This is a genomic window from Pseudescherichia sp. AS216 (genome assembly GCF_037152055.1).
GTDB lineage: Bacteria > Pseudomonadota > Gammaproteobacteria > Enterobacterales > Enterobacteriaceae > Pseudescherichia.
The window spans coordinates 446,683-459,775 of the sequence record NZ_JBBCMV010000002.1 but is presented as its reverse complement, the minus strand read 5'-3'; the positions used below and the strand labels follow the sequence as shown (position 1 = coordinate 459,775).

General features: G+C 58.1%; 12 protein-coding genes. 7 read left to right on the top strand and 5 right to left on the bottom strand.

The genetic code is table 11. The features are described from left to right. The first annotated feature begins 7 nt into the window (after nt 1-7). The 3 genes from thrA to thrC are packed head-to-tail and all read left to right on the top strand — an operon-like array spanning nt 8 to nt 4,691. On the top strand, nt 8-2,470 hold the full coding sequence (gene thrA / locus WFN61_RS07725) for a bifunctional aspartate kinase/homoserine dehydrogenase I (RefSeq protein ID WP_337038458.1): 2,463 nt from the start codon (nt 8-10) through the stop codon (nt 2,468-2,470). A 1-nt stretch (nt 2,471) separates the two neighbouring features. Further along, entirely contained in the window at nt 2,472-3,401 is a 930-nt protein-coding gene (gene thrB / locus WFN61_RS07720) for a homoserine kinase (protein WP_257758518.1), read from the top strand. Between the two features lie 3 nt (nt 3,402-3,404). Next, nucleotides 3,405-4,691: a threonine synthase gene (gene thrC / locus WFN61_RS07715; RefSeq protein WP_144816256.1), complete on the top strand. Its 1,287-nt coding sequence runs from the start codon at nt 3,405-3,407 to the stop codon at nt 4,689-4,691. A gap of 61 nt (nt 4,692-4,752) precedes the next feature. Here thrC and yaaA read toward each other — a convergent pair whose 3' ends face one another. Then, nucleotides 4,753-5,526: a peroxide stress protein YaaA gene (gene yaaA, locus WFN61_RS07710; protein WP_312235200.1), complete on the bottom strand. Its 774-nt coding sequence runs from the start codon at nt 5,524-5,526 to the stop codon at nt 4,753-4,755. 93 nt (nt 5,527-5,619) lie between these two features. After that, nucleotides 5,620-7,047 carry an alanine/glycine:cation symporter family protein gene (locus WFN61_RS07705; protein ID WP_144816252.1) on the bottom strand — a complete coding sequence of 476 codons (1,428 nt, stop codon included), beginning with the start codon at nt 7,045-7,047 and terminating at the stop codon, nt 5,620-5,622. 194 nt (nt 7,048-7,241) lie between these two features. On the opposite strand from WFN61_RS07705, the gene tal reads away from it, so the two are divergent. The 4 genes from tal to WFN61_RS07685 all read left to right on the top strand — a co-directional run bounded on the left by tal (nt 7,242) and on the right by WFN61_RS07685 (nt 10,872). Next, nucleotides 7,242-8,195, top strand: a complete 954-nt coding sequence (gene tal, locus WFN61_RS07700; protein WP_144816250.1) for a transaldolase — start codon at nt 7,242-7,244, stop codon at nt 8,193-8,195. Between the two features lie 108 nt (nt 8,196-8,303). After that, nucleotides 8,304-8,891 carry a molybdopterin adenylyltransferase gene (gene mog / locus WFN61_RS07695; protein ID WP_238081551.1) on the top strand — a complete coding sequence of 196 codons (588 nt, stop codon included), beginning with the start codon at nt 8,304-8,306 and terminating at the stop codon, nt 8,889-8,891. Between the two features lie 139 nt (nt 8,892-9,030). Continuing rightward, nucleotides 9,031-10,344, top strand: coding sequence for an MFS transporter (locus tag WFN61_RS07690; RefSeq protein ID WP_144816245.1), 1,314 nt, complete (start codon nt 9,031-9,033; stop codon nt 10,342-10,344). 105 nt (nt 10,345-10,449) lie between these two features. Continuing rightward, entirely contained in the window at nt 10,450-10,872 is a 423-nt protein-coding gene (locus WFN61_RS07685; protein WP_337038581.1) for an Rpn family recombination-promoting nuclease/putative transposase, read from the top strand. Between the two features lie 46 nt (nt 10,873-10,918). Here WFN61_RS07685 and satP read toward each other — a convergent pair whose 3' ends face one another. The 3 genes from satP to WFN61_RS07670 all read right to left on the bottom strand — a co-directional run bounded on the left by satP (nt 10,919) and on the right by WFN61_RS07670 (nt 12,785). After that, nucleotides 10,919-11,485: an acetate uptake transporter gene (satP, locus tag WFN61_RS07680; RefSeq protein WP_144816241.1), complete on the bottom strand. Its 567-nt coding sequence runs from the start codon at nt 11,483-11,485 to the stop codon at nt 10,919-10,921. 147 nt (nt 11,486-11,632) lie between these two features. Beyond that, nucleotides 11,633-12,346, bottom strand: coding sequence for an acidic protein MsyB (gene msyB / locus WFN61_RS07675; RefSeq protein WP_144816238.1), 714 nt, complete (start codon nt 12,344-12,346; stop codon nt 11,633-11,635). Between the two features lie 34 nt (nt 12,347-12,380). After that, nucleotides 12,381-12,785, bottom strand: a complete 405-nt coding sequence (locus tag WFN61_RS07670) for a DUF2541 family protein (RefSeq protein WP_144816236.1) — start codon at nt 12,783-12,785, stop codon at nt 12,381-12,383. Between the last annotated feature and the right edge of the window lie 308 nt (nt 12,786-13,093).

The window sequence follows — 13,093 nt, the reverse complement described above, 5'->3', positions numbered from 1 at the left end:
TAATACCATGCGAGTGTTGAAGTTCGGCGGTACGTCAGTGGCAAATGCAGAACGTTTTCTGCGTGTTGCCGAGATTCTGGAGAGCAATGCCAGGCAGGGGCAGGTTGCCACCGTGCTGTCTGCCCCGGCCAAAATTACCAACCACCTGGTGGCGATGATTGAGAAGACCATCGGGGGCCAGGATGCCGTACCCAACATCAGCGACGCAGAGCATATTTTTGCCGACCTGCTTGCAGGCCTGGCCGAGGTTCAGCCCGGTTTCCCCCTTGCCCGGCTGAAACAGCAGGTTGAGCACGAGTTCGCGCAAATCAAACACGTTCTGCATGGGATTGCTCTGCTGGGCCAGTGCCCGGACAGCATCAACGCCGCCATCATCTGCCGAGGGGAGAAGCTCTCGATTGCGATTATGGCCGGGCTACTGGAAGCCAGGGGGCATAAGGTCTCGGTGATCGATCCGGTAGAAAAACTGCTCGCCGTGGGCCACTATCTCGAATCTACCGTGGATATCGCCGAATCCACCCGTCGCATCGCCGCCAGCCAGATCCCCGCAGACCATATGATCCTGATGGCCGGCTTCACCGCAGGCAATGAGAAGGGCGAGCTGGTCGTGTTGGGGCGCAACGGCTCCGACTACTCTGCCGCCGTACTGGCCGCCTGCCTGCGCGCCGACTGCTGTGAGATCTGGACCGACGTTGACGGCGTCTACACCTGCGACCCACGTCAGGTGCCCGATGCCCGACTGCTGAAATCCATGTCCTACCAGGAGGCGATGGAGCTCTCCTACTTCGGCGCGAAGGTGCTGCATCCACGCACTATTACCCCTATCGCCCAGTTCCAGATCCCCTGCCTGATTAAAAATACCGGTAACCCGCAGGCGCCCGGTACGCTGATCGGCGCCACTTCCGATGACGACGGCCTGCCGGTTAAGGGGATTTCTAATCTCAATAACATGGCGATGTTCAGCGTCTCCGGCCCCGGGATGAAAGGGATGGTCGGGATGGCGGCGCGGGTATTTGCCACCATGTCACGGGCTGGGATCTCGGTGGTGCTGATTACCCAGTCCTCGTCCGAGTACAGCATTAGCTTCTGCGTGCCGCAGGCCGACTGCGCCCGTGCGCGCCGGACGCTGGGGGATGAGTTCTACCTTGAGCTGAAAGAGGGGCTGCTGGAGCCGCTGGCGGTCATGGAGCGGCTGGCGATTATCTCGGTGGTCGGCGACGGCATGCGTACCCTGCGCGGCATCTCGGCTAAATTCTTCGCCGCGCTGGCCCGCGCCAATATCAACATCGTGGCGATTGCTCAGGGCTCTTCTGAACGCTCTATCTCGGTGGTGGTCAGCAACGACGACGCCACAACCGGCGTACGCGTTACCCATCAGATGCTGTTCAACACCGACCAGGTGATTGAGGTGTTCGTGATTGGCGTCGGTGGCGTCGGCGGCGCGCTGCTGGAGCAGCTCAAGCGTCAGCAGAGCTGGCTGAAGGGCAAGCATATCGATCTGCGGGTCTGCGGCGTAGCGAACTCAAAGGCGCTGCTGACGAACGTGCACGGCCTGAACCTGGATAACTGGCAGGCGGAGCTGGCAGAAGCGAAAGAGCCGTTTAACCTCGGCAGGCTGATCCGCCTGGTTAAAGAGTACCATCTGCTCAATCCGGTGATCGTGGATTGTACGTCCAACCAGACAATGGCCGATCAGTACGCCGACTTCCTGCGCGAAGGCTTCCACGTGGTGACGCCGAACAAGAAAGCCAACACCTCGTCGATGGCCTACTACCACCAGCTGCGCCACGCCGCCGCCGGGTCGCGCCGCAAGTTCCTGTACGACACCAACGTTGGGGCAGGGCTGCCGGTGATTGAAAACCTGCAAAACCTGCTCAACGCGGGCGATGAGCTACAGCGTTTTTCCGGGATCCTTTCCGGATCGCTATCCTTTATTTTCGGTAAGCTGGACGAAGGTATGAGCCTCTCGCAAGCGACCGGGATCGCACGGGATCTGGGCTATACCGAGCCGGATCCGCGGGACGATCTCTCCGGCATGGATGTAGCGCGCAAGCTGCTGATCCTCGCCCGCGAGACGGGGCGCGAGCTGGAGCTGACGGATATCGTTATCGAGCCGGTGCTGCCGGCAGGCTTTGACGACAGCGGCGACGTAAACAGCTTTATGGCCCGTCTTCCACAGCTTGATGATGCCTTTGCTGCTCGGGTGGCAAAGGCGCACGATGAGGGTAACGTGCTGCGCTACGTAGGGAATATTGAAGAGGATGGCGTCTGCCGGGTGAAAATCGCCGAGGTAGACGGCAACGATCCGCTCTATAAAGTGAAAAACGGTGAGAACGCGCTGGCGTTCTACAGCCACTACTATCAACCGCTGCCGCTGGTGCTGCGCGGTTACGGTGCGGGCAACGATGTGACGGCGGCAGGCGTTTTTGCCGATCTGCTGCGCACCCTCTCATGGAAGTTAGGAGTTTAACATGGTGAAAGTGTATGCCCCGGCCTCCAGCGCCAATATGAGCGTTGGCTTCGACGTGCTTGGGGCGGCGGTAACGCCGGTGGATGGCGCCCTGCTGGGCGACGTCGTCACGGTGGAGGCGGCCGATGGTTTTAGCCTGCACAATGTGGGGCGCTTTGCGGATAAGCTCCCCCCGGAGCCGCGGGAAAATATTGTCTATCAGTGCTGGGAGCGTTTCTGCCAGGAGATGAATAAAACTATTCCGGTGACTATGACGCTGGAAAAAAATATGCCGATTGGCTCGGGGCTCGGCTCCAGCGCCTGCTCCGTGGTTGCCGCGCTAGTGGCGATGAACGAGCACTGTGGCAAGCCGCTGAACGATACGCGCCTGCTGGCGCTGATGGGCGAGCTGGAGGGACGCATCTCCGGCAGCATTCATTACGATAACGTAGCTCCCTGTTTCCTCGGCGGCATGCAGCTGATGATCGAAGAGAACGGCATTATCAGCCAGCAGGTGCCAGGCTTTGATGAGTGGCTGTGGGTGCTGGCCTACCCGGGGATCAAGGTCTCCACGGCAGAGGCTCGGGCGATTTTACCCGCGCAGTATCGCCGCCAGGACTGCATTGCCCACGGGCGACATCTGGCTGGGTTTATTCACGCCTGCTACTCTCGCCAGCCGCAGCTGGCCGCGAAGCTGATGAAAGACGTGATTGCCGAGCCGTACCGGGCCCGCCTGCTGCCGGGCTTTAAAGAGGCGCGTCAGGCGGTGGCAGAGATTGGCGCGCTGGCGAGCGGTATCTCTGGGTCGGGGCCGACGCTGTTCGCGCTCTGCGACCGGCCGGACACCGCGCAGCGCGTAGCAGACTGGTTGAGTAAACACTATCTGCAGAATCAGGAAGGCTTCGTTCATATTTGCCGGCTGGATACAGCGGGCGCACGCGTACTGGGATAATTAATGAAACTCTACAACCTTAAAGATCATAACGAGCAGGTCTCCTTTGCCCAGGCGGTAACGCAGGGGCTGGGTAAACAGCAGGGACTTTTCTTCCCTCACGATCTGCCCGAGTTCAACCTGACCGAAATCGACGAGATGCTGGAGCAGGATTTCGTTAGCCGTAGCGCAAAGATCCTCGCCGCCTTTATTGGCGATGAGATCCCTCAGGAGCTGCTGGAGGAGCGCGTGCGGGCGGCCTTTACCTTCCCCGCCCCGGTGAGCAAGGTTGAGGAGGACATCGGCTGTCTGGAGCTGTTCCACGGCCCGACGCTGGCGTTTAAAGACTTTGGCGGCCGCTTTATGGCGCAGATGCTGACCCACATTAGCGGCGATAAGCCCGTCACCATCCTGACCGCGACCTCCGGCGATACCGGCGCGGCGGTGGCGCACGCCTTCTATGGCCTGAAAAACGTCCGCGTGGTGATCCTCTACCCGCAGGGCAAAATCAGCCCGCTACAGGAGAAACTCTTCTGTACGCTGGGGGGCAACATCGAGACGGTGGCTATCGACGGCGACTTTGACGCTTGCCAGGCGCTGGTCAAGCAGGCCTTTGATGATGAAGAGCTGAAGCAGACCTTGGGGCTGAACTCGGCGAACTCTATCAACATCAGCCGCTTGCTGGCGCAGATCTGCTACTACTTCGAGGCGGTGGCGCAGCTGCCGCAGGAAGCGCGCAACCAGCTGGTGATCTCTGTACCCAGCGGAAACTTTGGCGATCTCACCGCAGGCCTGCTGGCGAAATCGCTGGGCCTGCCGGTGAAGCGCTTTATTGCTGCCACTAACGCCAACGACACCGTGCCGCGCTTCCTGAAAGCAGGGGAGTGGAGCCCGAATACGACCCAGGCGACGCTCTCCAACGCCATGGATGTTAGCCAGCCGAACAACTGGCCGCGCGTGGAGGAGCTGTTCCGCCGTAAGATCTGGCGTCTGAACGAGCTGGGCTATGCTGCCATCGATGACGAAGTGACCAAAGCCACCATGCTGGAGCTGAAAGAGAAGGGGTATCTCTCCGAGCCGCACGCGGCAGTGGCCTACCGCGCTCTGCGCGACCAGCTGCATCCGGGCGAGTACGGCCTGTTCCTCGGCACCGCGCATCCGGCGAAATTCAAAGAGAGCGTCGAGGCGATCCTTGGCGATACGCTGGATCTGCCTGCCGCGCTGGCTGAGCGCGCCGAGCTGCCGCTGCTCTCTCACAGCCTGCCTGCTGATTTTGCCGCCCTGCGCGCGCTGATGATGCAAAAAGCGTAAAGGTAACTGCTCTCTCCAGGCCCGGTAAGGCGTCGCCGCCTCCGGGCTTTCGGCGCGGCGTTTAACCTTCGCGACGCTTAAAGACCAGCTCGTTCTTTTTCGACATCTCTTCATCAAAGACGTAGCCGTCCACATCAAATGCCTTAAGCTGCTCCGGCGTCGTCAGACGGTTTTCAATGATGTAGCGGCTCATTAGCCCACGCGCTTTCTTGGCATAGAAGCTAATCACCTTAAAGACACCGTTTTTCTCATCAAGGAATACCGGTTTCACGATCTCGCCAGCCAGCAGCTTCGGCTTCACCGCCCGGAAGTACTCATCCGACGCCAGGTTAACGATGATGTTATCGCCCTGCGCCGCCAGCGCCTCGTTGAGCGTATGGGTGATGGTCTCCCCCCAGAATTGATACAGGTCGCTGCCTTTTGGGTTCTGCAGGCGAATGCCCATCTCAAGCCGGTAGGGCTGCATCAGATCGAGCGGGCGCAGCACGCCGTAGAGGCCGGATAGCATCCGCAGATGCTGCTGGGCAAAGGTAAAATCGTCGTCGCTGAAGGTCTCGGCCTGCATACCGGCATAGACATCGCCCTTAAAAGCCAGGATAGCCTGACGGGCGTTGTCCGGCGTGAAGTCCGGCTGCCAGTCGTGAAAGCGCGTAGCGTTGAGATCCGCCAGCTTATCGCTGATACCCATCAGGGTCTTGATTTGCGGCGCGGAGAGCTGGCGGGCAACGTCAATCAGCTGTTGGGCGTGATCCAGCAGCACCGGCTGCGTATAGCGCTGGGTGGCCAGCGGGCTTTGGTAATCCAGCGTCTTGGCCGGCGAGATCAGAATCAGCATGTCCACTCCTCAGGAAAATATGCGCAGACTGTCGCAAAAAACGGACTTTAGCAAAAAAAGCGCCTGTGTTGATCGATAGTTGCAATTGCTGCCCTAGCGGTCCGGCAGGTTGTCCCACGCACCGGGAGCGAGCTGGCGTTGGATCTCCGGGTAGCGCTGGGGAGTAAACACCGGGCGCACCCCCAGCCTGCGCTGGCGCAGGTAGTCATTGGCGATAATTCTCACCGCCGGCGACAGCAGCAGGATGGCGCTGAGGTTAACAATCGCTATTAGCGCCATCATCACGTCCGCCATCTGCCAGACCATCGGCAGGCTCAGTAGCGATCCGGTTATCACCATCAGCAGCGTGCCGCCGCGCATCAGCCAGAGGTTGCGTCTGCTGTGCAGGCGCAAAAAGATCAGGTTATTTTCGGCATAGATGTAGTTCACCACGATGGTGGTAAAAGCAAACAGCGCGGTAATCACCGCGACAAACCCGGCGGCCCAGCTGCCGGTCAGAGAGACCATAGCCTGCTGCACCAGCTCAATGCCATCGAGGGGAGTGTGCGGCGACGACGCGTTGGCAAGCAGGACAATGAGCGCGCTGGCGGTACAGACGATAAGGGTATCGGTAAAGACGCCGATCATCTGCACGATCCCCTGCGCGGCCGGATGGGGAGGCCACGATGCCGCTGCGGCCGCCGCATTAGGCGTGGTGCCCATTCCCGCCTCGTTCGACAGGATGCCCCGCTGAAAGCCGCTGGTCAGCGCCTGGCTGACGGTATAGCCGAGCGCGCCTGCCGCCGCTTCGTGCCAGCCGAAGGCGCCTCGGAAGATGGCGTTGACGATGCCGGGCAGCTGCTCAACATGCCATGCGCCGATCAGCAGGCTGGCAAGCACCCACACGAGCATCATGGCCGGGACCAGCCACTGCATAATGCGGGCGACACCGCGAATGCCGAGCCTTATCGCCAGCAGCGTGGCGGCAGCTAAAAGCACACCGCTGAGCAGCTCCGGTATCTCCCAGGCGTAGCGCAGAGCATGGGCCACGGTGTTGGACTGAACGGTATTGAAAATGAGTCCATATACCAGCAGAAAGAGGGCGAATATAATGCCCAGCCAGCGCATGCCGAGGCCGCGAGTGATATACCAGGCGGGGCCGCCGCGAAACTGGTTATGTTCGTCACGCTCTTTATAGAGCTGCGCCAGCGCGCATTCGGCAAAGGTTGTTGCCATACCGATCAGCGCAGAGACCCACATCCAGAACACGGCGCCCGGCCCACCGGCGGAGATGGCCAGCGCCACGCCCATCAGGTTGCCGTTGCCGGCGCGCGCCGCGAGGCTGGTGCAGAGCGCCTGGAATGAGGTCAGGCCGCCAGGCTGGGGCGTCACGCTGTTTTTCAGACTTTTGCCGACGTGGCGCAGGTAGCGAAACTGAATAAATCCACTGCGCACGGTAAACCAGATCCCTGCTCCGATAAGCAGGTAGATCATCACCGATTCCCAGAGTATTTCATTGATAAAAAGGAAAAAATCTGGCATTCACATTCCTCTTGTTCATGCCGATCGGCCAGTGTAAGCGCTGCCATTTTTGGCGCGGTGCAACGCGTCGTTGATTGAGTCTACCATACTCCAGGATAGGGCACTGTCTGCGGTTGCGCTGACAGTGCGTCGTGATATCATCAGGGAAGACCGGTTACATCCCCCTAACAAGCTGTTTAAAGAGAAACACGATTATGACGGATAAATTGACCTCCCTGCGTCAGTTCACCACCGTGGTGGCCGACACCGGAGATATCGCGGCAATGAAGCTGTATCAGCCGCAGGATGCTACAACCAACCCTTCTCTGATCCTCAACGCAGCCCAGATCCCTGAATACCGCAAGCTGATTGACGATGCCGTAAGCTGGGCCAAAAGCCAGAGCAGCGACCGCGCGCAGCAGATCGTTGACGCCTCTGACAAGCTGGCCGTGAACATCGGTCTGGAGATCCTGAAACTGGTGCCGGGCCGTATCTCTACTGAAGTAGACGCACGTCTCTCCTATGACACCGAAGGCTCCATTGCCAAAGCCAAGCGTCTGATCAAGCTCTACAACGACGCGGGTATCAGCAACGATCGCATCCTGATCAAGCTGGCCTCCACCTGGCAGGGCATCCGTGCCGCTGAGCAGCTGGAAAAAGAGGGCATCAACTGTAACCTGACCCTGCTGTTCTCCTTCGCTCAGGCACGCGCCTGTGCTGAAGCGGGCGTGTTCCTGATTTCACCGTTCGTTGGCCGTATTCTTGACTGGTACAAATCCAACACCGACAAGAAAGAGTACGCACCGGCAGAAGATCCGGGCGTGGTCTCCGTTACCGAAATCTACGAATACTACAAGCAGCACGGCTACGAGACCGTGGTAATGGGCGCAAGCTTCCGTAACGTTGGCGAAATCATTGAGCTGGCAGGCTGTGACCGTCTGACCATCGCCCCTGCGCTGCTGAAAGAGCTGGCAGAGAGCGAAGGTACCATTGAGCGTAAGCTCTCCTTCAGCGGTGAAGTGAAAGCGCGTCCGGAACGCATCACCGAAGCTGAGTTCCTGTGGGAACACAACCAGGATCCGATGGCGGTAGATAAGCTGGCGGACGGTATCCGCAAGTTTGCCGTGGACCAGGGTAAGCTGGAAGCCATGATCGGCGATCTGCTGTAATCCCGCTGCGTGGCCGGGTCTCCGGTCACGCTCCTGCTTTTCGAGCCTGTCTGTTATTCCCCTCTGCGTGTATCATTCCCGTATCGATATTGTTTGAACGGAAATACTATGAATACGTTACGCATCGGCTTAGTCTCTGTCTCTGACCGCGCCTCCAACGGGGTCTATCAGGATAAGGGTATTCCTGCCCTCGAAGCCTGGCTGGCCTCTGCCCTCGCAACCCCCTTTACTATTGAAACCCGTCTTATTCCGGACGAGCAAGCGATCATCGAGCAGACGCTGTGCGAGCTGGTGGATGAGATGAGCTGCCATCTGGTCCTGACCACCGGTGGCACGGGCCCCGCACGCCGGGATGTCACCCCCGACGCGACGCTTGCCGTTGCCGATCGCCAGATGCCAGGCTTTGGCGAACAGATGCGGCAGATCAGCCTGCACTTTGTTCCCACTGCGATCCTGTCGCGCCAGGTGGGGGTAATCCGCAAGCAGGCGCTGATCCTCAATCTTCCCGGCCAGCCGAAATCGATCCAGGAGACGCTGGAGGGGGTTAAAGAGAGTGACGGGAAGGTCGTTGTACCAGGTATTTTTGCCAGTGTACCTTATTGTTTACAGCTTCTGGAGGGGCCCTACGTGGAAACCCACCCAGAGGTGGTAGCAGCTTTTCGGCCCAAAAGCGCCAGACGCGAAACAATCTCCTGAACAGAGAGCTTTTCCGGGATAAGCGCTGCAATAGGGGCGCTAAAGAGTGGCGTGCTGATTTTTTTACGGTATAGTAATTTTAAGTTTACATATGCCGTAAATAATAAAATCATTCACCCCTCTTTGCACAGGGTTCGCTATGTCTGAAAACGCCCGCCCACTGAATCGCCAGGATTATAAAACGCTCTCGCTCGCTGCCCTTGGCGGCGCGCTGGAGTTTTATGATTTCATCATCTTCGTCTTTTTTGCTGCCGTCGTCGGCGCGCTCTTCTTCCCCGCGGATATTCCAGAGTGGCTGCGCCAGGTGCAGACCTTCGGTATCTTTGCCGCAGGCTATCTGGCGCGACCGCTGGGCGGCATTATCATGGCGCACTTTGGCGATCTGGTCGGGCGTAAAAAGATGTTTACCCTGAGCATCCTGCTGATGGCGGTACCGACCCTGGCGATTGGCCTGCTGCCCACCTACGCCTCTATCGGTATTGCCGCACCGCTGCTCCTACTGCTGATGCGTCTTTTACAGGGCGCGGCGATCGGCGGCGAAGTGCCGGGCGCATGGGTTTTTGTTGCTGAGCACGTGCCTGCCCGCCGGATCGGCATCGCCTGCGGTACCCTGACGGCGGGACTGACCGTGGGCATCCTGCTGGGGTCGGTGGTTGCCACGGTGGTGAACCGCACAATGACACCGGAGATGCTGCACGACTTTGGCTGGCGTATTCCGTTCCTGCTCGGCGGTGCCTTTGGCCTGGTGGCAATGTACCTGCGCCGCTGGCTGCAGGAGACGCCGATCTTCCTGGAGATGCAGCAGCGTAAGGCTCTGGCCCAGGAGCTGCCGGTGAAGGCGGTGGTGGTGAAGCATAAGAGGGCGGTGGCGATCTCAATGCTGCTCACCTGGCTGCTCTCCGCCTGCATCGTGGTGGTGATCCTGATGTCGCCGGTGTGGCTGCAAAAGCAGTACGGGCTTGCTCCGGCTCTGACTCTGCAGGCCAACAGCGTGGCGACCATTATGCTCTGCATTGGCTGTCTGCTGGCTGGGCTGGCGGCGGATCGCTTTGGGGCGAGCAGAACCTTTATCGTCGGCAGCATTCTGCTGGCCTGCACCAGCGGTATCTTCTATCACTTCGCCGGTACGCACCCGGAGCATCTCTCTCTGCTCTATGGCCTGGCAGGGCTGGGCGTCGGGGTCGTTGGCGCGGTGCCCTACGTCATGGTGCGGGCGTTTCCTGCTGAGGTGCGCTTTACCGGGATCTCCTTCTCCTACAACGTCTCTTACGCCATCTTTGGCGGACTGACGCCGATTGCGGTTACCCTACTGATGGGCGTCTCGCCGCTGGCTCCGGCCTGGTACGTGCTGGCGCTGGCGCTGGTGGGCTTAGCATTAGGGATCTGGCTGCGGCAGGATCTGAACTCGCAAGAAATTCCGCCGCGCGGTGAACTTAAGCAAACATCCTTATAGTTTTCCGCTAGCTGCGTTTTTTCCGGGCCTCTTCGCAAGGTATTCACCTCATTCTGACAAAAGCCAGAATGAGGTGAATACTCCGGGCAGGCTCAACGTACGGTCATCCCCGACGATAGCATCCTGACTCATCGCAGAGTGGCGCTCCTTGAGTTTTTACAGAAACATATTCGTGCGCGGGATCTCATGGTATTTCATGAGCATTTGGTTTCCCTACTTTTAGAGGGATACACTACCGGACAGCAGCTCAGAAGTGCTATTAACTATCTTGTTCAGGCTGGAAATAGTGTAGATCAGGGTGCGCTAATTCGTTTGCTGGCGAAAAAAGCCCCGCAACATAAGGGTATTTTAATGACTATTGCAGAACAACTTAGACAGGAAGGCCACGGAGAAGGCGTCCTTGAAGGACGTCAGGAGGCCACAATTCGCATTGCTCTGGCTATGCTGAACCAGGGGATGGAGCGCGCGCAGATCATACAGCTGACCGGCTTATCCGAAGAGGCGCTCGACGCGCTGGTACTCTCCTGAACAAATGAACGATGCTCCTGCGTTAACCGCTGGAGCATCGGATAGATTAGATCCTTTCGCCAATCGGCAGCACGGTACGGCCGTACTGCTCGTTCAGCACTTCACCCATTGCCAGATAGATCGCGCTTGCGCCGCAGACCAGACCAATCCAGCCTGCCACGTGCACGATGCTTTCGTTATCCACCAGGTGTCCCACGCACAGCAGCGCAAACAGCACCGTCAGGCTCAGGAACACGAACTGCAGCATACGTGCGCCTTTCAGCGTGCCGAAGAACATAAACAGGGTGAACACGCCCCATATCCCCAGGTAAACACCGAGGAAGTGCGCGTTGGCGGCATCCGCCAGGCCCATTTTTGGCATAATCAGGATCGCCACCAGGGTGAGCCAGAAAGAGCCGTAAGAGGTAAAGGCGGTTAAGCCAAAGGTGTTGCCTTTTTTATACTCCAGCAGCCCGGCAAAAATTTGCGCGATGCCGCCGTAGAAAATGCCCATAGCCAGGATAATGCCATCCAGCGGGAACATGCCAATATTGTGCAGATTAAGCAGAATAGTGGTCATGCCGAAGCCCATTAAGCCCAGCGGAGCCGGATTAGCCAACTTAGTGTCGCCCATAAATCCTCAAAAAAATCATCATAAAAATGGTGAAAGTAAAGGCCCCGCCACACGATAGTGGAGGCGGGGCGCGGCATCATAATGAGCGGCAATTACTCTGTCTATGATCTGAACAGGGTGAAATGAAATATATTTTTAACGGTGAGATCACTTCTGTACGACGGCGGTGATCCGGCGTAGGCAGGCGATGTGCAGTACAGCGGGAATGGTGACGCGATAGGCGCTGCCGCTGACGGCTTTAACACCGTTTAGCGCCGCCCCCAGCGGGCCGCCAAGGCCCACACCGCGCACCAGCCCGTGGCCGATGACGCTAACGGCGGCGTGGGTACGCAGGATGCGGGTGAGCTGGCTGGAGAGCAGATGAGAAACCCCTTTCGCTAACGCCGGATCCTTCATCAGCAACGGCAGCAGCTCCTCCAGCTCAGTGACTTTCGCCTCAACCTCCTGCAGAAACGCCTGCTGCTGCGCGGCATCCATCTTCTGCCAGGCGTTACGCAGAAAATGCGCCAGCAGATCCTGTTCAATCTCAAAGGTCGAGCTCTCTTTATCCGCCTTGAGCTTTAACCGTTTCGCCACGTCCAGCAAAATGGTCCGGTAAAGCTTGCCATGCCCCCGCAGCTTATTGGCAATGCTGTCGCCACCGTAATGCTGTAGCTCACCAGCAATCAGCTGCCAGTTGCAGCGGTGCTGCTCGGGGTGCCCCTCCATCGCTTTGAATAGCTCGTTATGCTGTAGGGCACTCGACAGCCTCGCCTTTCCCTTTTCGTTATGGGTAAGCAGGCGCGTCAGCTCAGCCAGCTGATCCTCGCGGCAATGCTGCAGAAAATCCAAATCTTCGTCGTTTAGGTATCTGACGTTCATGGTGCGTTATGTCCCATAAAAGAAGCAGCGAGGATTAGTCATCGCCAATGATTTTTAGCGTTGCCATATCAGAGGAGTTCACCGTATGGCCTGAGAAGGTGATCTTTGCCACGCAGCGCTTGTTGTCGTTATCGCTATTGATATTGATCCAGTCGGTGGTCTGCCCCTCTTTCAGTGAGGAGGGCACACTCAGACTCTGGCTGGCGCTTTTTGCGGTTTTGAAGTAGACGGATGCGCCGCTCAGGTCGATATCGCCGTGGTCAGCGGTGAGCTGAATGCGCTTCACCACGCGACAAACCGGCATTTTTAGCGCCAGATCGCTGGTTTCATTTCGTGGCATAGCAATCACGCCCATCACTTTATGATCGTTAGCCTGCGCCGTACTGGTCAGCAGCATGCCCAGTATCAGGGAAGCCGCCAGGGATAATCGGGTTTTCATCATGTTCTCTTACTCGGTTAAACCATTATTAGTCCGCCCCTATAATACCCCTGCAAATATAAAGGTTCATGCAACTAATCTTTTCTTTTTATTACAGTTTTTTGGTGAATGGTTTCTTGATTTTAATCACGGAGGTGAATGCATAATCGGGATGCGGGCAGGCGGGCAAAAAAATTTTCTCGCGCGCCCCTTGATGCGTTGCGTTACGTCCCCATCTTGTAGTCAACCGAAGTGGTGAGTCTGAAAAAAAACAGTTCTGGGCAGTTGAAACCGCAACATTTGCCCTTATTACAGATTCACAACCACAT